This window comes from Pseudoalteromonas sp. NEC-BIFX-2020_015, from assembly GCF_012952265.1.
In the GTDB taxonomy this organism is placed as follows: domain Bacteria; phylum Pseudomonadota; class Gammaproteobacteria; order Enterobacterales; family Alteromonadaceae; genus Pseudoalteromonas; species Pseudoalteromonas neustonica.
Window position 1 is genome coordinate 53,297 of sequence record NZ_JABCJL010000009.1, and the last position, 24,309, is coordinate 77,605.

Consider the following 24,309-nt stretch of genomic DNA (forward strand, 5'->3'; position numbering starts at 1 on the left):
ATTATACCTTGAAAGCGTTTAAAGCCCTTTCACGTGCGGCTTTGTGATCAACAACAGCTGGCCAATATACCTCTTTCTTATTCATCTTCGCTAAATATTCATGCGGAAAATGAATCTGTTTATCCGGCACATTTTCCAGTTCAGGTATATACTTACGAATAAATTCCCCCTTTGGATCAAATCTTTCGCTTTGAGTAATTGGGTTAAAGATCCGAAAGTATGGTTGCGCATCACACCCTGTACTCGCTGCCCATTGCCAACCACCATTATTAGATGCTAGATCGCCATCTATTAGGTGTGTCATGAAAAAGCGCTCACCCTTTCGCCAATCAATTAAAAGGTGTTTAGTTAAAAAGCTCGCAACAACCATTCGCAAACGATTATGCATCCAGCCTGTTTCTAATAACTGGCGCATTGCAGCATCGACAAGCGGATAGCCAGTTCGCCCTTCACACCACGCTGTAAAATCGTTATCGTCTGCTCGCCACTTAACTGCATCGTACTTTTCATTAAAGTTTTTATATTTATTTAAATCTGGAAAAGCAACAATCAAATGGCGATAAAACTCTCGCCATACCAACTCATTAACCCAAGTGAATAAGTTACTTTTTGCACTAGTCAATACATCTACATGTTGTTGTTGAACAAGCGCGACAAGTTGATGAACGCTTACAATACCCAGTGCCAAATATGGACTGATCCCCGATGTTCCTTTTATGCTAGGAAAATCACGAGTGTCTTTGTAACTAACCAATTTTTTATCAATAAAACGCGCAATAACACCACTGAGGGAGGCATCATCAACAGGCCATTTTTCAGAGCTATTGTCACTCTCGAGTGATGCTGGTGGTTGCCAAATTATTTCTGCAAAGCACTGGGGAAATTGACGAAAATGAAAATGTGTATCTTGATGTAGTTTCAGCCATGTATTTTTGAAAGGTGTAAAAACTTTATACATTTCACCTGTTTTAGTTACAACTGTACCAGGCGGGGCAATTACGTCGCCATCGTAAAAAGTGCATCTTATCTGATGTTTGTCTGCCCTTGAAATAAAATCGGCGTCTCGCTGCTGCTCATTATATTCATATTCTTTATTAGCAAAAACTTGTGTGATCTTATGAGCCGAGCAAAAACCATCTAAAAGTAAAACACATTCGTTGTAAGTTCCTGCATCAATTACATGTAATTTGATGCCATGTTTAGCCAACAAATCACCTAGAAATACAACTCTACGTTTTATCAAATCTATTTGGATAGGTGCAACATTATGCTGGCGCCATTGCGTGGGGGTAATAAAAAAAATGGCATTTTTACAACCACTTTCAATCGCATCGTATAATGCTAGATTATTAAAAAGGCGCAAATCGCGCCTAAACCAAAAAACTGTCTTCATTAGATACCGTATCTCAACTTTAAATCATGAGGATAAGGATTGAAATAAACTTGCTTATCAAGATACTCATTAGGGTGAACTTTTAAATGGTGCTTTACTAATGTTAAAGGCACATATAAAGGCACGAGTCCTTCTCTGTATTCATCAATCGCATCTCTAAGTTCTTGTTTTTCAACTTTACAAAGTACCTTTTTAAAATAGCCTTGCAAATGCATAAGAGTATTACTGTTATTTTTGCGTGATGCAGGCCTCTTTAATGCAGCCATTAGCCCCGAAATATAGGAATCTGCAAGTGATTCACTATCTGCACCATCAAAAGTACCAAGTAAGTTACCTAAGTCTTTATAAGCTTGGTAATTATGAGCCATTAGTAAGTACTTGTATTGGGAGTGGAACTGAGTTAAACGATGTACACTTACTGGCTGCTCTCGTAAAATTTGCCAATTTTTGTAAGTATAAACTCGCATTACGAAGTTTTCCCGTAAGTGCATATCATTTAACCTGCCGTTTTCTTCACAAGGAAGCAGCGGGTTATGCAACATAATTTGTTCAGCAAAAAAGCCGACGCCTTCAGATGTATTGCCGGTACCAGCCTCATTGTAAATTTTAATCCGTTCCATACCACAGCTCGGACTTTTCGCACAAAAAACAAACCCACTCAATTGACTAGCCTGCTCTGTTGCAATTCTTTTACCATATTCGGTTAACTTAGGCCCAACATCTCCTGTGCCATCTGGGCGACATACTTTTATTGTGTCACCAACTCGAACTTGCCTGATTGTAGGCCTAGGTATGGGAAGCCCTACAGCTACCTCAGGGCAAAAACGAGTATATTCAACGTGTTTAGATAACTCGTCCATACAAAAATTTGATTTTTTATGTCCGCTATCAAAGCGGACTTTTTCACCAGCAAGACAGGCGCTTATTCCTATCTTAATTGTCGATTGCTGCATGTATTTCCTTAATAGATCAAGTTGCCGATTGGATTAAGTAGTTTACTCAAACCTTTATTAAAGTGTAGAGCACTACTGACAACTGTGTAACATAAACAGCCATTTTCTGTTACCGGTGTATGCTGATGCTGACCATCTAGAAGCATAAAATCTCCTGCAACATAATCTCCTGATTCATCACTAAATTCACCGGCAAGCAATAAAGTTAATTCAAAGCCTGTGTGAGTATGCTCTGGTATTTCGCCACCAGCAGCAATATGAAGTAAACTTGATCTAAGAGCGCCATCATCTAACGCTATACGTGATCTAGAAAGTTTGCCCATTTGCATAAACTTACTATGAGCAATTCGAGACAACGCACGTGGTAGCTCATATGATTGTTCATTTACAGAAACTTCCTGCTTTTTAACTTCATACACTTCATCAATGCCATCATCTAGCATGATAGATTCTAATAGACCTGCATCTTCTAAATCTATTTGTTCGGAAAAATCTTCTTGGTTGTTAATAAATGCTTCGCTCGCATTACTCGCTTCAATAGCTTCAACCTTGTCTTTACAACAAGAGCACATATCAATATGGATAGACACAGCAACACTTAAACTAGCAGGTAATGTTCCGTTACAATACTGAGTTAATAAAGCATCAGTTGGATGGTGTTTAATCATTTTTATCTCCCATCTCATTTCGTAACTTTTGTAAAGCTAAACGCAAACGAGATTTAACTGTTCCAACTGGAATATTCAGTTGCTCTGCAAGTTGCTCTTGTGACATGTCCTGAAAATAAACGCCACGTACAACATCTCTTTGGGCTTGTGGCAATTTATCAAGATAACTCTTTATCTGCTTATCTTCGAGGTGATCACTAAACTCATGGGCATCATTTTCATTTTGCTCAACTAAAGGCCAAATATCTTCACTGATATTATCCTCTTTGTTACTTTTCATTTTACGAAGCATATCAAAGGAGGCATTTCGCATAACAGTGTAAATCCACGTTGTCGCAGCGCCCTTGTCGTTGTTATATAAGTGAGCTTTTCGCCATACTGAAGTGAGTGTTTCCTGTACAAGTTCCATAGCTTGTGCTTCAGAATTAAACTGTTTTATACCGAAACGTTTAATTTTTGGTGAAAAATACGCGAATAAATAAGAAAATGCTTTTTTGTCTCTTTTAGTAGCAACGGCGAATAGAGCATCAGCAAGTTCTTTGCTTGGTGTATCTGGCATGGCAGTGTAGTTACCTGTTCTAGGTTTACAACGTATTGACGGTTGTTGACTCACCATTTTTATATTCCCCTTAATGTTCTTATTCTTCAATACGCATCTGAAGAACATATGGATCATATATATTTAGGTAAATTCGTTATTAATGACAGTATGTAGGAAAGTGTGGATATTCGCAAAGTCAGATTTATACGCAAGCTGTTGTTTTTTATCTATTGAAATAGGAAGAAGTTCAAGCCATCGGGCAATCACCCAATTAAAGTTATCAAATTGAGTTTCTCGGTACAAATTACGCAGTTGCTTATTGTCTGCAAATAAATCTTTTAGTGCGCTCACCAAACATGTATCACTGCGTTCAATAGTGTGGGGCTCTGTGAACCAATTTGGTTCTTTCGTCTTCGATGTTTGACCATAGCGTAGTTTATTTTTATCTTGAACCACATCTGTTATCTCAACAGCATACATCGCCGCCACGTCAATAACTAAAACCCCTCCTTCATCTAAGGTAAAATCGACGATCTCAACCAAGCAACCGCGGGTAGGTGTATTTAGGTAACAATCAATATCATATTGGCATAATACAAAACCACTCCCACTTTTGAGCGACTCTTTGACCATGTCAAGGTAACGCTGTTCAAAAATGCGTAATCGTGTATACCCATGTGGTAATAAAAAAACAGGTAATGGGAAGATTGCACGTTTCATAAGGCCTACTACATCAATTAACTATGCATTACTCTACGTGCCTTGCAGTAAATAAGATCAATTCACCTACTGTTGTTATACCTGCTTAACAGATATTAAACCACTGCCCCACATTACGGATAAGCTCAAACGATGCATATACACCTAATAAACTGAAAACAGGTGCTAACATTAAGGCTAATAATCCTAGTTCACTGCTCATTAGATTACCCTTCATTTGATTGAGATTGAACAGCTACCAACTCAGTTTTTACTATTTTTTCTAGATCTGAACCCTGAGTACGGCTTGTGTTTTCTACAGCTTCAGTCATCAATAACTGTGAATTAATTGATAGGCTTTGTTTCAGTGAGTTACTTAATTCTTTATTCATCGTCTTTATATAGCTTGCTATATTTTGTGTTAATACTTGTGTAATCTCAAACTCACCTTCATTTGCACTTGCATGTGTAGAACCGACAATTAAAAGTGCTGCTACTGCTGATTTAATAATGCTTTTCATAATGGTATTCCCTGTTGTGTTATTAAGTTAGTCGCTATTACTTAATCAAAGGTTGTGCCAACTAGAAAATAAAAAATAAACCACTGATTTAAAAAGAAATAAATAAATTAAAATTCATACACCATTCATTGCATGATATTTTTAACCAATCATTTTAGTCAAAAAAACCAAAAAGTAGTGCATTAATTTAGATTGCCAAACTCAGCGTACACTTGTACACTGAAACTCGTTTTTGATTATTATTTTTAGAGCTTTATATGTCGATTGATCATGCTTATTCCCCAAAGGAAGAGCAACTTAATACCGTGTCTCACGGGGCTGGCGTTCTATTTTCAATTTATGTGTTGTGGGAGTTGCTTTCAAAAGCACAAAACTATGCAGAAATAATAAGTGCGGGGATCTACGGCACAAGTTTATTTCTACTTTTTTTATCATCAACTTTATATCACGCAAGTACAAGGAGTGAAGTTCGCGCATTTTATAAAAAATGTGACCACTGCGCTATTTACATTCTCATTGCAGGAACCTATACCCCATTTTTAGTGCTATCACTACAAGGTATATGGTCGGTTGCCACCCTATTATTTATTTGGTCTTTAGCACTTGGCGGAGTCGTTTATAAACTAGTAGTCAAAAACCAAAGTAAAAAAGTTTCACTATCAACATACTTATTAATGGGTTGGTTTGCAGTCGCAATCATCTACCCTATGTACTTAAATGTAGACGTTAATGCATTATGGTGGTTACTTGCAGGTGGCATATTCTATAGCTTAGGAACACTCTTTTACAGCGCAAAACACCGACAGTTTAGCCATGCTATTTGGCATATTTTTGTGATTGCAGGCTGCGTTTGTCACTATATTTCAATTAGTAGATATTTATTAACGCGCTAATTTAAAGCCAGCGGTAAATTCGCATATTTACACGGTTATTTTTAAACGTCACTCCCTCACAGATGAGCAATTGGTGTTGTGTTATATACTGTGAAGAGCCTTCTGGGAAAGAAATTTTACCCTGACTATTGATAACACGATGCCATGGAATGGTAGAATCTTTTGGCATCAGTTTTAATAAACGCCCTACTAACCGTGCGTTGCTAGGCAACCCAGCCATTGCAGCAACTTGACCATAGCTGGCTACTTTCCCTAATGGAATATTAGCCATCACAGTATAAATCTTTTCTTCTTTGCTTAACTCCATATCATTTCCCTAAATATTCTTTACTTAAGCGTTTAAAATCACGCCATATAGCCCTTGCAACAGGCCCATGATGCGTTGAGTTTTGTCTAAAAACACGAATTTGAGCACTAAAAGTGTGCTCCCTATCGATTATGTTTATTTGCTGTAATGCACCACTATCTAACTCATTTTGACAATGAGCAAGGCTTATTATTGCCCAACCTGCGCCTGATAATAAAAATGACTTTAATGTCGAAACGTCATCTATTTTCATCATCGCAGACCCTTTCGAATAAGATAGACGTTCACTATCAAAACTCATATCACTTTCAAACATGGCTAAACATGGGTACTGCTGTAATTGTTCATAGTCAACTTTATTTGGTAACAACCCATTAGCACTAACAATGCCTATGTCTAACTTCCCAATAGGTAGACTCTCTAAATCTCCTGTTGCATGAAATAAATCAAACCAAGGACCAATCCCCAAATCCACTTGTGCCTTATTTACTTGCTCTAAAGACGCAAACCGCTTACCGCTTGTTACACTAAACTCCGTGCTTGTATACTTTACAAACGCATCACAAATAATATCGTTATAAAACGGTTGATGGCATAGTTGCTCATAGCAAATTTTGTAATTTGCTTCATTCCCTAGTGCCAATTCGTTGGCTAATTGCATTAAATGAGACTCAGCACCTAATAATAGTGCTGCTTCTCGATGAAAAATACGCCCTTTTTCGGTCAATTGGAGACGATAATAGTTACGGTCAAGTAATTCAAAACCCACTTCATTTTCAAGCTTTTTTACTGCAAGTGTCAAAGCGGGTTGGGATTTATGCAGCGCAAGTGCAGCCTGCGATAAACTTTGAGTGCGCACTATCGCGTCGAGCATTTTTAATTGGACTAGGTTCATAATAACTTCAACCAAAACATCATTATTTTTATTTATGATCTTTTTAAAATTTAATAATTTTTATTTTATATGTTTGCGGCGTATGCTGCACGTAATATATTGTTTTATGACACGGAGAAGATAATGAAACTGGTGCCTGCCTTTTTACTCTCAGCATTAATGCTCACTTTAATTGCCTGCAAAGAAGATCCAATTCAAGTCGATCAGCAAGCTACAATTCGACCCGTTAAGCTTTTTAAGGTTGGTAGTGACTCTGACGAAACGATTCGAAGTTTTCCTGCTGAAGTTGTGGCTAATCAAGGGTCATATTTAGCATTTAGAGTAAATGGTGAGTTACTTAAGTTTCCAGTTCTGGCTGGGCAGCATGTTGAAAAAGATCAATTACTAGCTAAATTAGACCCTGAAGATTTTCAGTTACAATACGAAGAACGTAAAGCACGCTACGAATTAGCACACTCTCAACTTGACCGCATAAAAAAATTATTTGATAAATCAATTACCAGTCAATCTGAACTTGATCAGGCACTTGCTAATAAGCAGGTGGCGGAATCTGCATTAAAAATAGCTCAAACAAATTTAGATAATAGTGAATTACGTGCGCCATTTAGCGGCACTGTGGCAAAAGTATTTGTTAAAAACTTTGAAAATATCCAAGCGAAACAAAATATTTTACGCCTTGAGACTCGCGATCTCATGGACGTCGTTATTCAAGTACCTGAAAAACTCATTGCACGTATAGATAAAGACGCAAACTATCAGCCTAGTGTGGTATTTGATGGTTTTCAAAATAAATCATACACACTCACAGTCAAAGAATTTGATACGCAGGCAGATCCTATTACACTGTCATATAAAGTGGTTTTTTCTTTACCTGTACCAAAAGACTTCAATTTACTCGCGGGCATGACTGGTCGTGTTGATATTGATTTAAGTAAAATCACTCACTCTCAATCACAGTATGCATTATTGCCTGTTGAAGCCGTATTTTCAGAACCAACGGAATCTTCAAACAACAATAGTTACGTATGGGTTTACGACGCTGTTAGCGAAAAAGTAACTAAACAAGCAGTAGAAGTTGGTCAACTCCATAAGAGCGGAATAGAGGTTCTTTCTGGTGTTACAAAAGATCAACAGGTTGTTGCAGCAGGTGTGCATTATTTAAAAGAAGGTATGCAAGTTCGTCCTTGGCAAAAAGAGCGAGGCTTATAATATGAGCATAGCTGAACTTACCATAAAAAGAAAAGTAATTAGCTGGATGTTCGCACTGCTGCTTTTAATTGGCGGGGCAGTCTCTTATTTAGGCTTAGGGCAATTAGAAGACCCTGAATTTACACTAAAAAAAGCGATGGTTATTACTCTGTACCCCGGTGCATCACCGCAACAAGTTGAAGAAGAAGTTACATTTCCTATTGAAAACGCCATCCAACAATTACCTTACGTAGATTATGTGACTAGTATTTCCTCCCCAGGTAAATCACAAATTACGGTTGAGATGAAAAGTACTTACCGCAAACAAGACCTGCGACAAATATGGGATGAATTACGCCGTAAAATAAACGATCAAGCCTCCGCTTTACCAAGTGGTGTATACCCAAGTACCGTAATGGATGATTTTGGTGATGTCTATGGCGTTATGTATGCTGTTACAGGCGATGGTTACTCTTATGATGAGCTAAAAAATTATGTTGATTACTTAAAGCGTGAACTCGTTCTCGTCGATGGTGTAAGTAAAGTTACTGTTGCTGGTGAACAACAAGCACAAGTAATGGTTGAAATTTCAACTCGAAAACTCGCTCAGTTAGGTATAGCACCAAATAGAATTTATCAATTATTACAATCACAAAATACTGTATCTAATGCAGGAAAAGTCCGCGTTGGTGACGAATCAATTCGCTTGCACCCAACAGGTGAATTTAAAGACGTTAAAGAACTTGAGAGTTTACTTATTTCAAAACCAGGTGCTAGCGAGCTAATTTATTTAGGTGACGTAGCGAAGGTTTATAGAGAGTACGCTGAACTTCCTAACAATATTATGCGCTTTAACCAACAGCAAACGTTACTGGTTGGCGTATCTTTCAGTACTGGTGTTAATGTTGTCGATATTGGTAAGAATATAAAAGCCCATTTAGCATCAATGGAGTATCAACGCCCCCATGGCATGGAAATTAACACCGTATATAACCAGCCCGTGGAAGTCGAAAAGTCAGTTGATGGCTTCATTATCAGCTTATTAGAAGCTATTGGTATTGTTATCGTTGTACTTTTAGTTTTTATGGGAATTAAAAGTGGTGTGTTAATTGGCGCTATTTTATTATTAACGGTTCTGGGTACTTTCATCTTTATGAAACTATTTGCAATCGACTTACAGCGAATTTCTTTAGGTGCACTTATCATTGCGCTTGGCATGCTCGTTGATAATGCAATCGTTGTGACCGAAGGCATTTTGATAAACCTAAAGCGTGGTCAAACAAAAATTAAAGCGGCAGTAAACATTGTAGAACAAACGAAGTGGCCACTGCTCGGTGCCACGGTTATTGCCATCACTGCATTTGCTCCTATTGGGTTAAGCGCTGATGCCAGTGGGGAGTTTGCTGGAAGCCTTTTTTGGGTGTTGTTAATTTCACTATTACTTAGCTGGATAACCGCCATAACGTTAACCCCTTTTTACGCTGACTTAATGTTTAAGCAGTCTGAAGTTAAAGAAGATAGCCACGATGATGACCCTTATCAAGGAGTGATCTTTAACCTATATAAAAGCTTACTAAGTAACTCGATGCGATTTCGTAAAACAACATTACTCCTTATGGTCGTGCTGTTAATGAGCGCTATATTTGGGTTTAAGTTTATTAAGCAATCATTCTTTCCAGCTTCAAATACGCCTATGTTTTATGTTGATTACTGGCATGCTCAAGGTGCTGACATTCATACTACATTAGATGGTGTAGCAAAACTTGAGGCCTTTTTACAAAAAGATCCCCTCGTTGAAGATGTAACAACGACCATCGGCCAAGGTGCTCCGCGCTTTATGCTTACTTACGCACCTGAAAAGTCATATCCCGCATACGGACAATTGATTATTCGCGTAAAAGATAGAGAAGCCGTTGCTACCATGATCAAAAAAGTACGTGATTATGAATACAATAATGTTCTCGATGCTAAATTAAAAGTAAAGCGCATGGAAATTGGCCCTTCAACAGATGCAAAGATTGAAGCTCGTTTTTCAGGGGCCGATCCTGTCATATTACGCCAATTAGCAAAACAAGCTAAAGACATATTAAGTAGTGACGCAGGTTCATTTAATGTACGTGATGATTGGCGTGAACGCTCTAAATTAATCCGCCCTCAATTAAACGAGCAAAAAGCACGTCGTTTAGGTATCGGAAAAACAGATTTAGATCAATTACTGTTAACCAGTTTATCCGGTAAAAAGGTAGGTGTATACAAAGACGGTACGCAACTATTGCCTATTATTGCCCGCTCACCTGCTGAAGAACGGCTCAATGTTGAAAGCTTACGTGATTTACAAATCTACAGCCCTGTTTTAGGTGTATTTGTTCCGGTTACTCAAGTAGTCGATGATTTTATTGTTGAGTGGGAAGATAGTTTAATAATGCGCCGTGACCGAAAGCGTACAATCACTGTTATGGCCGATCATGACGTTATTGGCGACGAGACCCCCGCTAAACTATTCGCCCGGGTTCGTGCTGATATAGAAGCAATTACATTACCCCATGGTTATGAGTTACAATGGGGTGGAGAGTTTGAGTCATCCAGCAAAGCGCAAAAAGCAATATTTGGCTCGCTGCCACTGGGTTATTTAGCTATGTTTGCAGTGACTGTATTACTATTTAACTCGGTTAAACAGCCTCTCGTGATTTGGGCAACGGTGCCGCTGGCAATTATTGGTGTAAGCGCGGGGCTATTATTAATGAACGCCGCATTTAGTTTTATGGCTTTATTAGGCTTATTAAGCTTAAGCGGGATGTTAATAAAAAATGGCATTGTATTAGTTGATCAAATCAACCTTGAGCTAGCCAGTGGAAAAGACCCATACCAAGCGGTGTTTGACTCTGGGGTAAGCCGTGTCCGCCCTGTTGCAATGGCTGCAATTACAACTATTTTAGGTATGATCCCTTTACTGTTTGACGTATTTTTTCAATCTATGGCCGTCACAATCATGTTCGGATTAGGATTTGCAACTGTACTCACACTCATTGTCGTACCCGTACTTTATACTCTACTGTTTAAAATCGAAGTACCTAAAAACGCATAATAGGCTCTGCCCAAAGGGTTCTTCCTAGGGGGGATTAACTCTTTGTTACCTACACGGATGTCGGTAAGGGGGTAAGCAGGACGCGGAAGCTTTGCTCGGTTTTTACTTATTCTCACATGGATGTGAGCCAGTAGAATAACGCAGGAGCAGTTATCGAGCCCACTCGATTCCAAACCTCGCGTTGCGATTAAATCGCCCCTAGATTGAACAAATCTCAACCCACAAAGGTCAACATGCCCTAGGCCAAGCACTGAGTCAAATACATATCTGCTTTAACATATTCAAAACGACTCACCATTTCTTGTAGTTTTTTTATTTGCTGTAGCTCTAGGGTATCACTAACAGATAAGCATTGGACGATTTCACTAGCCTCAGTATCAAAATCTTTAAGCGCTTGCGATAGTTTTTGGATAAGCCCTCCCTGATTATCAACTTCGTTGATTTTTTGCTTACTCGAACTAATTGATTCTATAATTGCTAAACATTGTGGGTTTATTTTCTTAACATATTCAATAAGACTGTCAATATCATGAGCATCGATCAGGTTAGCTTTTAAGCTTTGTTCTAGGTTCTTCATTTTATCTGCGATCACATAAACAGCTAAATTCGCAGCGGCACCTTTAATTGCATGCAATAAATTTGACGCTAGCTCATAGTTTTCTATAGTAATTGCCTGTTTAAGGTTTATTAGCTCTTCCACTTGTTGCGATAAAAATTTTGATAGTATGCTGAAATAGGCCAACTCATTACCTGCCGCACGCTCAATTCCTTCATCTAAGTTAACCCCATCTAAATACTTTTCAACTACTTTCGTTTTCGCAATAGATGTCAAGTCAGGCTCAATATAAGTTGGCTCCCTCATCTTTTGTATAGGGGATTTTGCAACGTGCAGCAAAATTTGTTCAACAAGCATATTTACATCTATTGGTTTTGCTATATGACCATTCATTCCAGCATTTGTGCATCGATTTATATCTTGTTGCATAGCATTTGCTGTCATCGCTAAAATAGGGAGTGCCTTATTTGAAAGTCCCTCTCTGATGATTTTAGTCGCACTGATCCCATCTAATACGGGCATCTGCATATCCATTAAAACAAGGTCATACTTTTCCTTTTCTATTTTCTTTATAGCTTCTTCACCATTATTTGCAATATCAACATGTGCCCCAAAGCTGGTTAAAATCTCATAGGCGATTTCTTGATTTACAGGTTGGTCTTCAGCTAAAAGAAGCTTTATGTTTAAAAGCGCATCATGTGCGTAAGTTTGTTCTTTTAACGGCTGTTCTGATGTATATGTGCCAAAGCATGCAACTAAAGAATCAATTAAATAAGAAGGGTTTATTGGCTTTAATATAATTGCATCTAATAAGCGTTTTTGATCTTCATTTAATTCAAGTTCTCTTCCATACGCTGTTGTTAACATAACCTTTGTATTAGCTAATAAGTCTTCATTCTTAAGTAACTCTATAGCATTCAAACCATCCATTTCTGGCATTTGCCAATCCATGATTAAAAGATCGAAATCATCATTAACGTGCCTTAACAACTCAATTGCGGCAGTTGCATTATCTCGTCTCGTTATTTGTAATCCGGCATTTACAAGGATACCTTCCAAAACATCTAATGCTTGAGCATTATCATCAACTATCAGTACCTGATAATTTGCAAATGATTTGGGTAAAGTACCATTTAATTCACATTCATCTTTTATAGGTAAATTCACATTAAAGTAAAATTCTGATCCCTCACCTAATGTGCTCTCTAAATAAATCTCGCCTCCCATTAGTTTTACTAACTGTTGAGAGATTGTTAATCCTAATCCTGTACCGCCATACTTCCTTGTGATAGATGAGTCGGCTTGGGAAAACGAACTGAACAACCTTTTTTGTTGCTGCCTATCCATACCTATGCCAGTATCTTTGACAGAGAATTTCAATTCAGTATTTTTATCGTCAATTGATTCAGCCACAATCTTAATTGTTACACTCCCTGAATCTGTAAACTTTACCGCATTACCAACTAAGTTGATTAATACTTGGCTTAATCTTAGTGGATCGCCTATAAAACTATTGGGCAAAGAAGGGGGGATATCGAATACCAATTCCAAGTTTTTTTCTTGTGCTTTAATACTGGTAACTGTTGATACTGTTTCTAATAATTTATCCAATCCAAAAGCCGTTTGCTCTATCTCTATTTTTCCCGCTTCTATTTTAGAGTAATCTAGAATATCATTGATTAATCTTAATAATTGCTTCGCAGCAATGTCTATTTTATTAACATAATTAGCCTGTTTTTCATTTAATTGAGCCCCCATCGCTAAATGTGCCATGCCAATTATCGCATTCATTGGCGTTCGGATTTCATGACTCATATTGGCAAGAAACTCACCTTTTACTTTTGCAGAACGGTCCGCCGTTTCTTTAGCTTCTACAAGATCTCGCTCAAGTTCATTGCGTTTTGTAACGTCTAAAAACATCCCAACAATTCCTGACACAACTCCTTTGTTATCAAAAAATGGAGCTTCATAAATCACTAATTCAACGGGCTGATCATTACCGCTCATTGTCACCATGCTATATTCTACATTCGCTCGATCTTTGATAATTTCATTCGCTTGTTCATTAAATACGGCAGCCGCTTGCTGTTCGAAAATAAAGTCAACCGTAGTGCCAATAACGTCAGCTTCAAATTTATCTATAAAGTTTAAAAAGGCTTTATTAACCCCCATAAAGCACCCTTGCTTATCTCTGTAGTATGTTGGGTTTGGAATCGCATTAATAATATGATGATTAAGCTCTAGCTGTTGTGATAAGGCAACCTCAACTGCATTTTGCTTTTCAATATTGACTCCTAATTTAATTGCAATCGCTAAGTCGTTACATACTTCTTCAAGTGTTTCTATTTGCGCTTTATGGTAAGTAGATGTGGAGGCTATGTAGAGTGCACCTATACATTGTTCACTGACGATTAAAGGCATTAAATGGGCTTCTTGAATTAGGATTTGCTGCCCATTGACAATGATCTTAATTGAATTATTTTCCAAAGCAGTCATCGTCTGAACGTTTTGCTTTTTTAATAACGCCTTTGCTTGTGCACTGCTTTCATCAAAAATAGGGATATGACCTATATATTCATCTAATATTAGGTTATTCCCGTTTACTTTAAATATCGCGCAGCTCGGCGAATTAAAGTTTAGTGAAATAAATTGTAATGACTCTTCGATGATGTCTTTAGGTTTGTGAATACCACGAATAGCATGATTAAAAGCTTTAATATGTTTAGATGCACTAATTTTAAAATTTAACTTTTTAAGCGTTAACTCAAATGCACCAATAAGCTCACCCAGCTCCCCTTTAACATCATTTGGTAAAACAATTTGGTGATTATGTAGCTTAATAGATGTAAATACAGCATCGTGGATCCGTTTAATCGGTGAAAAATATCTGCCTTTTAATAACGTATATGAAAAAAGCAGCAGGGCTACTATCCCTCCAAAACACAAAATACCGAGGGCTTTTATTAACTGTAAATGCTCCGCGGCTTTTTTTAAATCTAAGGACTTTCGTGCTTCTATTTCAGCAAGTACACTATTTATTGAAAACATGACTTTACTTTTTTCTTTTATATATACTTCACCAAACAACAAAAGCCGAGCGTTAGCAACGTTTTCTTGTCCTCCTATTTTAATTAAATCAAACGCTTGCTGCTCAATATCAATCAAAACATTTGAGCTATCCAACGCACTTTTAAAAGCGGCAACTTCATTACGGCGCGCATCATTACTTTGAATTATTTCAAGTAATGATGGCCATGACTTTTGTACAGTACGATGGGGAATTGTACTTTTAGGCGCCAAAGATAAACGTTCCCAATATATGGTCGGGTTTTCAACTGGAGAGGCAAAGCCTGTGCGTATATCAACAACATGATCAAATAACATGCGCCACTTTTCATCCATGGTTATTACGTACATTCTTGCAAACCGTGTTAATGAATCTGAGCTTGTTTTTAATTCAGTCGACATCGCAGTCAATTTTTCTAAAGCAACGAGATTTTTAGTTTGCTTCAAGTTATGCTGAAGGAATAAAACAACAATAAAAACCGACATTAGTAAAAAGGCACAAAACACGATATAGAGGATATTTAATACTTTCTTTGCAGTCATCTCATACGCTCGAATTACTTAATGCTCATATAAAAAATAGTCGTATTAAAAATATAAACAAGCTAAATACACTATAAGCATTTTTTGATGTGTTGCTGATGAAATAATAACTCATATTAAAAAAATAAATATTCTAACTATGGCTATACTTGATGAGATAATGTTAACGGGGTAATAAATGGCTAATATTTTGATTGTAGATGATATTGTGGAAAATTTACATGTTCTCCAATTAATTTTAAAATCTGAAAACCATACTGTTAGAGCTGCCACCAATGCAGCTCTGGCTTTGCAACTCGTTGAAAAAAAACGACCAGATATTATTATTACCGATATAAAAATGCCTGTTATGTCTGGTATAGAGCTATGTCAAACCCTTAAATCCAAAGACGAATCTAAACATATCCCCATTATTTTTGTAAGTGCTCAAACTGACACTGATAACATAGTGCAAGCATTAGAGGCTGGTGGCGTAGATTATTTAACAAAACCATTTCGCCCTGCCGAAATAGTCGCGCGCGTTAGTACTCAGATTAAATTAATTGAAGCTCATAATTTACGTGTAGGCCAGGAGTTATCGCACGCAATTAATCAAATGGTTGTTGGTGTTGCCCATGAAATAAACACACCTTTAGGTACAAGCATTACTGCTGTAACCCATTTAAAGAGCATCATTGAATCGCTTATGTCTAGTTATATGCACAAAACTTTATCCGCAACTCAACTAGAAGCCAAGTTAAAAGATGCAAGTGAAAGCATAACTTTATCTGAGAACAATTTGATGCGTGTAGCTGAGTTCGTTAATTTATTAAAAATGATCTCTAGAGCAAAGGGGCCTAGGAAACTTAAAAATACTAACTTAGAGAGTTTTATTAAAAATATCCTCACTCTATCTCAAGAGCTATACCATGGTCTGACGTTTAATTTACAGTTGAATATCCACCAATCAGATTTTAATCTAGATACTGAGTTATTAGCGCTCGTATTTAATAATTTAATCCAAGACTCTTTTACCCACGCACCACAAGCGGATAAGACACAGATTAATATAATTATTACTGAAAAAAATGATGGATTTGACATTCACTACTCTGATAATGGTAATGGCTTACAAGGGCTATCGATTGAGCAACTGCTAAAGCCATTCTATACGAGTAAAAGAGGTAATAGTGGGCATGTCGGGCTGAGTGCTCCCATGGTTGCAAGTATTATTTCAGGCCCACTTAATGGTAAATATCAAATAACGAGTTCAAAAAATGGTATTGAATGGGTAATAGAACTCCCCCATCTAAATGCTTAATTAAAAATCACACTAAAAGTAACGCAAGCTGCGTCAATTTTAGTGTTAATTATGTCATTATTTTTTTAAACTCAATGTGCCGGTCACACGTTTTGTACTTGTGCGGGGGGATGTTCTTTTTATGGTACTTTTAGCGACGCTTTGCGTGTTTGCAACTCGTTTTTTAAAGGTTTTTTTATTATCGAAAATCAGGTTATTTTTATTCTCATCAATTGAATGTTCTTGAGTTTTCCCTGAATCCATTATTGAGTTGTTAATCTCTGCCATTTCTAAATCGCTAAGATGGCGCCACTGCCCAACCTTTAAGCCCTTTAAAGTAACATTCATAATTCGAACACGTTTTAGCGTAACAACTTCATACCCTAAATATTCACACATTCGACGAATTTGTCGATTCAAGCCTTGGGTAAGCACTATGGTAAATTGCTGCGCACCTGTTTGAGTTACTTTACATTTTTTAGTAACAGTATCCAAAATTGGTAGGCCACCCGACATTTTACTTACAAATTGTCGATTTAGCGGCTTATCAACGGTAACAACATACTCTTTCTCGTGGTTATTACCCGCTCGAAGAATTTTATTAACGATGTCACCTTCGTTTGTTAAAAAAATCAGACCTTCTGAAGGACGATCTAACCGCCCAATTGGAAATATACGGTCGGGGTAGTTAACTGCTTTGACAATATTACTTTGAATTTTGCGTTCAGTTGTACAGGTGATCCCTACAGGCTTGTTATAAGCTATATAAGCTCGCTTAGGGACCTTTTTTAATGCTTTACCATCAATAAGAACATTATCACTCGCTGAAACTTTAACGCCCATTTCAGGGCGAATGCCATTAACAGTAACACGACCATCTTCAATATATTTATCAGCCTCTCGTCGCGAACAAAAACCGGTATCGCTAATAAATTTATTTAATCGTTTTAAGTCTGTCATGAGCCATATTCATATTAATTTCAAAGGCCGATAGTTTAAACCAGCAATAAAAATATTGCGCGGTTATTTTTCTAGATTAAGGTTATCTTTACGCAGGCTTTTTATATCAAAGCGGTAGCTAAGTTGTTCGTTATCGAGAAGGCGATAGCGGTTAAAATCTACAAAAGACCAATTATTCACATCAATAAGATACTCATATTGATTGATATTGTCTTTTGTGATCACATCAAGGTCTATTTCAATATTGGTGTTATTTTTCCAGTAATCATGGCCGTTTCTTAAATCAACCAATGTTATCAACGCCCAGCCTGCCATCATAAAGTGACCTCCAACACTTGCAGCCAATTTATCCTGCTTTATTAAGCGTAAATTATCTTTTAACCAATCAAAGCCACCAATTGAATAATTTTTCGCATTAGAAACCCCAGTGTAAGCTCCCAATGCCATTAAATCAGATGCGCTCCAAATTACGTTAGTTTTTGGATACCGTTGAATTAATTTTTTTGTCTTAGTGATAGCTTCAAGTTTTGACCAGCCCGCATAGACTGTTTGGCTTAATTGCAATTTGTTATCAGATAAATAGGCTTTTAAACCATCGCTTCTTGCATCTGACTCAGTACCATAATGCCCATTTATAGCCACAACGTGAGGCTGGCGACCTTGATTTTTAGAATGAGTGATTAATGCATCAGCCAAACCCCGGCCTGCTTTAAAATTATCATGATAAATTTCACCTAGCCAATTTTTATAACGTGCTTGTGGTTCGCCAATTGATCCCCGTTCATCGCCTGTAATTGTTTGTTCTAGAGTAATAAAATTAACGTTGTACTGCTTAAGCAAATTCATTGATTGCTCAGCCCCACCGGGGTAATTCAGCAATACTACATAGTCAGGCGTAGCGCGATATTGTAAGTATTTATTAAGCTCCGAGAGCTGAATATAACGATTGCCTTCTCCATAGATCACATCCAGGCTTATATTGTTTTGTTTTGCAGCCACCTCTGCAATACTTTGTACTTTCTCCCAAAATGGGTCCCCTTTAACTGAAGGGTTCACAAATAGTACAGAAAAAGGCTCAACAGCACTTAAGTGCAATGAAATACACGATAGAATGATAAATAAATAGCGCTTCATCTATGTCTCCAGTTTATTACTACCTCTGAGAATAGTCCCAAATAAACTAGCTAGCCAATTTACGCCAAATAAACTCCAAGGGCCCTTGGTCAAAGTAACGTCTATAAAGTACACTAAAAACGAGCTGAAATAAGGCAATTGAAGTAGCAATTAACCAATAATCAATTCGATCGAATGTCAGAACCCATTCCGGATAAAGCATTTTAAATAACATCACTAACAAAACACTTTGCATAATATACAAGGTTAAAGCCAACCGCCCAACGGATTGCAAGCCTGTAAGTAGAATCCCTTTCACTGTTACTAATTTAACCACAACATGTATAATAATTAAAGCCATGAACAAAGCTGAGAACCACGTTATAGGTTCTAAGATCGCAATATCGAATGTGCTATTTTGAGATTCTAGTAATATTCTAGTGCAGCTTAAAATCCCGGAACAAAACAGCGAAATGATTAACACTTTTTTAGGTAAACCATTTTCAAACACATTATTTTTGTAAGCATAAATACCAAGCAGCATAAGCCCTGCGGTCATCCATACGGTAATAAAAGGAAGTATCACAAGCATAAAGCCAAACATTGCCATGTTGCTCAAATACACAGAGCTTCCTGATTCACTATACGTATAAAAATGGTCTAAAAACTCAGCTGAGTCACGTGTAATAACGATTGGGGGGGATAATAAACCTAATAAAACGGTGATAACTGAACCGAGTAAAAGAAATTGAAAACCACGCTTTAATTGCATGTTACTTTCTGCGTCGAGGTATTTAATTACGACCCAACCTGCGCATGCGTAAATGAATAATATATCACCAGCCCACAGTAAAAAACCGTGAAGTAAACCAAACACGGCGAGTATTTTTAAACGCTTAGTTAAACGTGATAAATCATTATTTCGTTGCCATTGAATATATAACCCAACCCCAAAAAGAATACAAAATAGGCTCCGAAAACGTCCATCGACAAATAAGTGACTGCTCAATTTAATAACATGATCTGAAAACGGAGGTGACGCTGAAGCAACATAGCCAAATTCAAATAGCCCGAATGAATATGCATTCATATACATTAAGCCAAGCACAGCAATACCACGAATAACATCTATACTGTGATTTCGCATTGTTAAATCCTTTTAATTATATTTATGGTTGTTAGACCATTCTAAAGCATTTTTATATAAACTTGGCAGTATATCACTTGGGATATTTAATAATATTACGGCTTGCTCTAGCGCCCACCAGCTTCCAGATTCATATGCTTTAACAATTTCGAGGATATAATAAAGATTATTCTTTTCTTCCATTAACGCCGACTTGATTATGTCAGGGAAAGGTAAACGTATAAGCAACTGATCCATCGGCCTATCTAATATGGCATCCAACAATGAAAATAACCCTGTTAAGAATGCACTATTCGCATTGGCTGGTGCCACTTTTTTTGCTATCAATTCACAAAATCGCGCTCGAATTATGCACATTTTAATTAATTCATTTGGCTTACTTTGCGCTACATGGGCCGTCACTAAAAGACTGATAAACTTTTTGATATGATCATGACCCAGATACACCAATGCTTGCTTTAATGATTCTATTTCTTTTTGAACCGGGAACACCCCACTGTTTATCAACCGTAATAATTTGAAAGCAAGGGCAGTATCAAGCTGAAAAAGAGCTGCTATCGCATTAATATCAGGATTCTCTTTCATCGCTTGAGCATAGATAGACAATGCCAGCGCATGATTCATATCTATATCTTTTTGTTGGATCAACAGTGGTTTAGCAAAAAAATACCCTTGAAAATAGTCGAATCCCATTGCATGAGCAACTTTAAAATCAGCAAGCGTTTCTATTTTCTCTGCTAATAGTTTTAAATTTTTGTATTTTTTAAAGCGCACTATAAGCGATTCGATTTGGTTTAGAGGAGTGATTTGAATATCAAACTTTATCAACTTAACAAATTTCAAAAATCGATCCCATTTAGGATCATAGATAAAATCATCTAAAGCTAATGTAAACTCTTTTTTAAACAACTCTTTACATAATTGATAGTTTTCTTCTGTCGGCTCTATAGTTTCTAATAATTCAAGCACAACGTCTTGGGGGGGTAAAAAGCTGCACAAATCCATTTTTAATGAATCTGGGCCTATATTAATAAGCGCTTTCTTACCACATGTAATATGGCGAGTGCCGAAGTTTAGTTGATTTTCTACAATTAATTTGGCTGTAGCTACACTTTCGTCAATATTAGGAAAGCAATTCTTAATGCTATTACGAAATAATAACTCGTAGGCAACCACAGACTGCCGACGATTAAAAATTGCTTGCCTTGCTACAAATACTTCCACTAGTCAGCCTTTTACAGTATTTTTTATTAATCAAGCCTATAAACCAATAAAAAAAGACTAGGCCACCTTGAAATATAAACACATTATAACTAGAAAGGTGGCAAATTGCAGTACTAACAATAAAGTTTACTAATGTACTCCTGAGCGACTTTCGACCATGTAAAGCGAGCCGCCCTCGCTTGTTGCACTATATTCTGCCATTGCTTTGGCTTATGGGCCCGTAAATTAAGGGCATCTGAAAAGCAATCAATCAAGCCTTCACATTGTGTTTCAAGTGAGTTACCAGTAAAACTGAAACCCGTTTCTAAGTGATTTATCGTATCTTTAAGGCCGCCAACGCCATGAACTAAACAAGGTTGCCCAGCACGCATAGCTAACATTTGACTAATTCCACATGGCTCGAAAGAACTTGGCATTAAGAATAGATCGCCAAGCTCATAAAGGTCCTCCCCCACTTTATGTCCATACCCTTTAAGGAACAGCAAATTACAATTGCGAGCCATGGCTTCTGTCATTATCTGCTCTAATTTTTCATCCCCAGAGCCTAAAATAATCATATTGCCTTGGTGCTGTGCTAATTTTTCACAAAGATGATCAATTACATATTTATTTTGATAGGTTTGGTGTAATAACAATACCTTTTGATCAGTCAATCGGCCTACACTGGTGATCAAAGGTCCTTTATTTTTTTGTTTTTGAAAGCCTATTAATCGTTGGTGAGCAATATAAAAACTACTAACTAATGTAGTTTTTTGAGCGATCCAACCAAATAGAGTTGACTCTATTTCTTCATATAAGTCAGTTAATTGAAGTGTTGAATTTGCTTCATGAGTTGGGTACTCACAGCCATTTAAAATACCAACGACTTTATTTTCTTCTGCTCCCTTTTGTAAATCTTTCTCAAGGCCTTCACCACCGAAGAAACCATTTTCAGGTGAACTTGCAGCTAAAACTTCCAGCGCATAAGTGGGTGATACTAAATGTACTTTATCTGCAAGATTAATCGCGGTACGCATTGGATTAAAACAATGCGGGTACCTAGGATCACACAATAAATGGCCGTCATAACTTAATGATGGAAACCAAGCTTCAAGGCTCGAATCATCGCCTTTAAAAGGTCGGATCCCCTGTAAAGCTATATTATGTACTGTAAACACTGTTTTTAATTGTGAAAATGCAGTAAAACGATGATCAAACTTTAGCAATAATGCCGCGCAGGTACTATGCCAATCATGTAGGTGCAACACGTCAGGGCGTATAAATATACCTTGTAATAATGCTTCACAAACGCCAGCATTAAACAGTGCAAACTTAGTTGCATCTGTAGCGAATGGCCTACCAGGTTCGTCATTGCAATATACCGCGCCATTATGCTGACTAAAATAAGGGTGAGACAAAACTAATTGCCTTACCCCATTATCAACTGAGTTAATTTCCCATGCATGTATTTCATGAATGTAGCCTGCAAATGGCACATATAATAATCCAAGATGCTCTTTGCTCAATACGCTAAAACCATAATCAGGTATAACAACATCAACTGTTAGCCCTCTTTGTGCTAATGCTTTTGGACTATCTCTAATCACATCAGCAACACCGCCGACTTTAGCATTTGGTAACGTGTCATTTTCGGCTGCAACCATTAATACATGCATATTTTCTTTATTTCCTACAACTGATTTATTAGGGTCTTTTGACCTTTCAGGATTAAAACTCGTTCAATCTAGAGGCGATTTAATCGAGCGGGCTAAGTAAAATCGAGCAAAGCTTGTGCGTCCTGCTCACGCCTCTTACCTACATCTGTGTAGGTAACAAAGAGTTAATCGCCCCTAGGAAGAACCCTTTGGGCAGCGCATGTTTGGCATTTATACTGCGTTATCGCCGATTTATGGGGAACAACCACACTACATAGGCTCTGTCTTGCCTAAATACCAAACATACTGCTGCAAAATCAATCACGAAAGGTCAACACACCCTAGGCTAATTGCTTTTTATCACGCTCTTGGCGCTCAAGTTTTTTTGCAAGCTCAGTGAGCATATCACGGGTAACTAGTACAATACCCTTTTTAGATACTCTAAAACCATTTTCTTCATCTGCTTTACGGTCAAAACCAATCTCAACCCCTGCTGGGATCTCGCACCCGCGATCTATTATGGCACGGCGAATACGACAGTTTCGCTGTATGATGGCACCTGGCAATATAACCGACTCTTCAATTTCACAATATGAACGTATATGTACATTTGAGAACAGCAGTGATTTTCGCACAACCGAGCCCGAGATGATGCACCCGCCCGAAACGGTAGAATCAACGGCCATACCACGACGCTCATCATTATCAAAAATGAATTTTGCAGGAGGTAGTTGCTCTTGGTATGTCCAAATTGGCCATGTAGGATCATATAAATCTAGCTGAGGCTCTGGCATTACAAGCTCCATATTTGCTTCCCAAAATGAATCTAGGGTGCCCACATCTCGCCAATAAGGTTGACCTTCATGGCCTGGATCTCTAAATGGAAAAGCAAATACATTATGTTCTTCAATAATAGCAGGGATAATATCATGGCCAAAATCACGTCCAGACCCTTCATTTTCAGCATCTTTTTTTAATTGCTCAAATAAGAACTCGGTATTAAAAACATAATTCCCCATGGATGCTAAACATGTACCCGGTTTACCTGGGATTGAACTTGGTGCAGCTGGTTTTTCATCGAATCGACGAACACGCTTTTCTTCATCTACCGTCATAACACCGAATGTGTCTGCGGCTTCTTCACACGGAACTTCAATACAACATACCGTCATATCCGCACCTGTTTCCAAATGCTTAGCTAATAAACCACCGTAATCCATGCGGTATACATGATCCCCAGATAAAATCATGACATATTTTGGTAACTCATGGCGGATGATATCCATGTTTTGAAAAACAGCATCCGCAGTACCACAATACCATTCATCACCATAACGCTGTGATGCTGGTAAGATTTCAACAGACTCGCCAAGCTCTTTTTTGAAGTGTCCCCACGCGCGATTAACATGACGGATCAACGAGTGTGATTTATATTGCGTCGCAATTCCCACACGACGTATACCCGAGTTAATACAATTAGACAGTGGAAAATCGATAATCCGATGCTTGCCACCAAAATAAACCGCAGGCTTAGCCCGCCAGTTTGTTAATTCATGTAGGCGTGATCCTCTGCCACCAGCAAGAATAAGCGCATAGGTTTCCCGTGTTAAACTACTAATGTAGCGATTTGCATAACTTGGCATA

The 24,309-nt window shown here is 37.6% G+C and carries 19 protein-coding genes; 4 read left to right on the top strand and 15 right to left on the bottom strand.

Going from position 1 to position 24,309, the window contains the following annotated elements; genetic code table 11:
- Window position 1: 1 nt before the first annotated feature.
- The 6 genes from phrB to HH219_RS08720 form a co-directional block, all read right to left on the bottom strand.
- Window positions 2–1,393 carry a deoxyribodipyrimidine photo-lyase gene (phrB, locus tag HH219_RS08695; protein WP_169327183.1) on the bottom strand — a complete coding sequence of 464 codons (1,392 nt, stop codon included), beginning with the start codon at window positions 1,391–1,393 and terminating at the stop codon, window positions 2–4.
- Window positions 1,393–2,346: a DUF523 and DUF1722 domain-containing protein gene (locus HH219_RS08700; protein ID WP_054203781.1), complete on the bottom strand. Its 954-nt coding sequence runs from the start codon at window positions 2,344–2,346 to the stop codon at window positions 1,393–1,395. The genes phrB and HH219_RS08700 overlap by 1 nt, the downstream gene beginning before the upstream one ends.
- A gap of 8 nt (window positions 2,347–2,354) precedes the next feature.
- Window positions 2,355–3,014 (bottom strand): ChrR family anti-sigma-E factor, encoded by a 660-nt coding sequence (locus tag HH219_RS08705; RefSeq protein ID WP_169327184.1) that lies wholly within the window; start codon window positions 3,012–3,014, stop codon window positions 2,355–2,357.
- A complete protein-coding gene (locus tag HH219_RS08710; protein WP_169327185.1) occupies window positions 3,007–3,630 on the bottom strand; it encodes a sigma-70 family RNA polymerase sigma factor in 624 nt (207 codons plus the stop codon). Before HH219_RS08710 ends, HH219_RS08705 begins: the two co-directional genes overlap by 8 nt.
- A gap of 66 nt (window positions 3,631–3,696) precedes the next feature.
- Window positions 3,697–4,275, bottom strand: a complete 579-nt coding sequence (locus HH219_RS08715) for an LON peptidase substrate-binding domain-containing protein (RefSeq protein ID WP_054203784.1) — start codon at window positions 4,273–4,275, stop codon at window positions 3,697–3,699.
- A 206-nt stretch (window positions 4,276–4,481) separates the two neighbouring features.
- Window positions 4,482–4,775 (bottom strand): hypothetical protein, encoded by a 294-nt coding sequence (locus tag HH219_RS08720; RefSeq protein WP_169327186.1) that lies wholly within the window; start codon window positions 4,773–4,775, stop codon window positions 4,482–4,484.
- Window positions 4,776–5,032: 257 nt separating this feature from the next.
- On the opposite strand from HH219_RS08720, the gene HH219_RS08725 reads away from it, so the two are divergent.
- A complete protein-coding gene (locus HH219_RS08725) occupies window positions 5,033–5,668 on the top strand; it encodes a hemolysin III family protein (protein WP_054454660.1) in 636 nt (211 codons plus the stop codon).
- Between the two features lies 1 nt (window position 5,669).
- Here the strand turns inward: HH219_RS08725 and HH219_RS08730 are convergent, their stop codons facing one another.
- Both HH219_RS08730 and HH219_RS08735 read right to left on the bottom strand, forming a co-directional pair.
- Window positions 5,670–5,975, bottom strand: coding sequence for an MGMT family protein (locus HH219_RS08730; protein ID WP_054203787.1), 306 nt, complete (start codon window positions 5,973–5,975; stop codon window positions 5,670–5,672).
- Window position 5,976: 1 nt separating this feature from the next.
- Window positions 5,977–6,870: a LysR family transcriptional regulator gene (locus HH219_RS08735; protein ID WP_054203788.1), complete on the bottom strand. Its 894-nt coding sequence runs from the start codon at window positions 6,868–6,870 to the stop codon at window positions 5,977–5,979.
- A gap of 123 nt (window positions 6,871–6,993) precedes the next feature.
- Between HH219_RS08735 and HH219_RS08740 the strand changes: the two genes are divergently transcribed.
- Together HH219_RS08740 and HH219_RS08745 are read left to right on the top strand one after the other, a co-directional pair.
- A complete protein-coding gene (locus HH219_RS08740; protein WP_169327187.1) occupies window positions 6,994–8,079 on the top strand; it encodes an efflux RND transporter periplasmic adaptor subunit in 1,086 nt (361 codons plus the stop codon).
- Between the two features lies 1 nt (window position 8,080).
- Window positions 8,081–11,143 carry an efflux RND transporter permease subunit gene (locus tag HH219_RS08745; protein WP_054454661.1) on the top strand — a complete coding sequence of 1,021 codons (3,063 nt, stop codon included), beginning with the start codon at window positions 8,081–8,083 and terminating at the stop codon, window positions 11,141–11,143.
- A gap of 238 nt (window positions 11,144–11,381) precedes the next feature.
- On the opposite strand, the gene HH219_RS08750 is transcribed toward HH219_RS08745, so the two are convergent.
- Window positions 11,382–15,308, bottom strand: a complete 3,927-nt coding sequence (locus tag HH219_RS08750) for a response regulator (protein ID WP_169327188.1) — start codon at window positions 15,306–15,308, stop codon at window positions 11,382–11,384.
- Between the two features lie 178 nt (window positions 15,309–15,486).
- On the opposite strand from HH219_RS08750, the gene HH219_RS08755 reads away from it, so the two are divergent.
- A complete protein-coding gene (locus tag HH219_RS08755) occupies window positions 15,487–16,608 on the top strand; it encodes a response regulator (protein WP_054203792.1) in 1,122 nt (373 codons plus the stop codon).
- A 57-nt stretch (window positions 16,609–16,665) separates the two neighbouring features.
- Here HH219_RS08755 and rluF read toward each other — a convergent pair whose 3' ends face one another.
- The 6 genes from rluF to glgC all read right to left on the bottom strand — a co-directional run bounded on the left by rluF (window position 16,666) and on the right by glgC (window position 24,308).
- On the bottom strand, window positions 16,666–17,547 hold the full coding sequence (gene rluF, locus HH219_RS08760; RefSeq protein WP_169327189.1) for a 23S rRNA pseudouridine(2604) synthase RluF: 882 nt from the start codon (window positions 17,545–17,547) through the stop codon (window positions 16,666–16,668).
- A 63-nt stretch (window positions 17,548–17,610) separates the two neighbouring features.
- The gene (locus HH219_RS08765) at window positions 17,611–18,681 is read right to left on the bottom strand and encodes an ABC transporter substrate-binding protein (protein ID WP_169327190.1); all 1,071 of its coding nucleotides are present in this window, start codon (window positions 18,679–18,681) and stop codon (window positions 17,611–17,613) included.
- 46 nt (window positions 18,682–18,727) lie between these two features.
- On the bottom strand, window positions 18,728–19,807 hold the full coding sequence (locus tag HH219_RS08770; RefSeq protein ID WP_211842082.1) for a DUF418 domain-containing protein: 1,080 nt from the start codon (window positions 19,805–19,807) through the stop codon (window positions 18,728–18,730).
- 12 nt (window positions 19,808–19,819) lie between these two features.
- Window positions 19,820–21,031 carry an HDOD domain-containing protein gene (locus tag HH219_RS08775; protein WP_169327191.1) on the bottom strand — a complete coding sequence of 404 codons (1,212 nt, stop codon included), beginning with the start codon at window positions 21,029–21,031 and terminating at the stop codon, window positions 19,820–19,822.
- A 113-nt stretch (window positions 21,032–21,144) separates the two neighbouring features.
- Complete coding sequence (locus HH219_RS08780) at window positions 21,145–22,686, bottom strand: glycogen/starch synthase (protein ID WP_169327192.1); 1,542 nt, start codon at window positions 22,684–22,686, stop codon at window positions 21,145–21,147.
- Between the two features lie 320 nt (window positions 22,687–23,006).
- Window positions 23,007–24,308 (bottom strand): glucose-1-phosphate adenylyltransferase, encoded by a 1,302-nt coding sequence (glgC, locus tag HH219_RS08785; protein ID WP_054203797.1) that lies wholly within the window; start codon window positions 24,306–24,308, stop codon window positions 23,007–23,009.
- Window position 24,309: the final 1 nt, after the last annotated feature.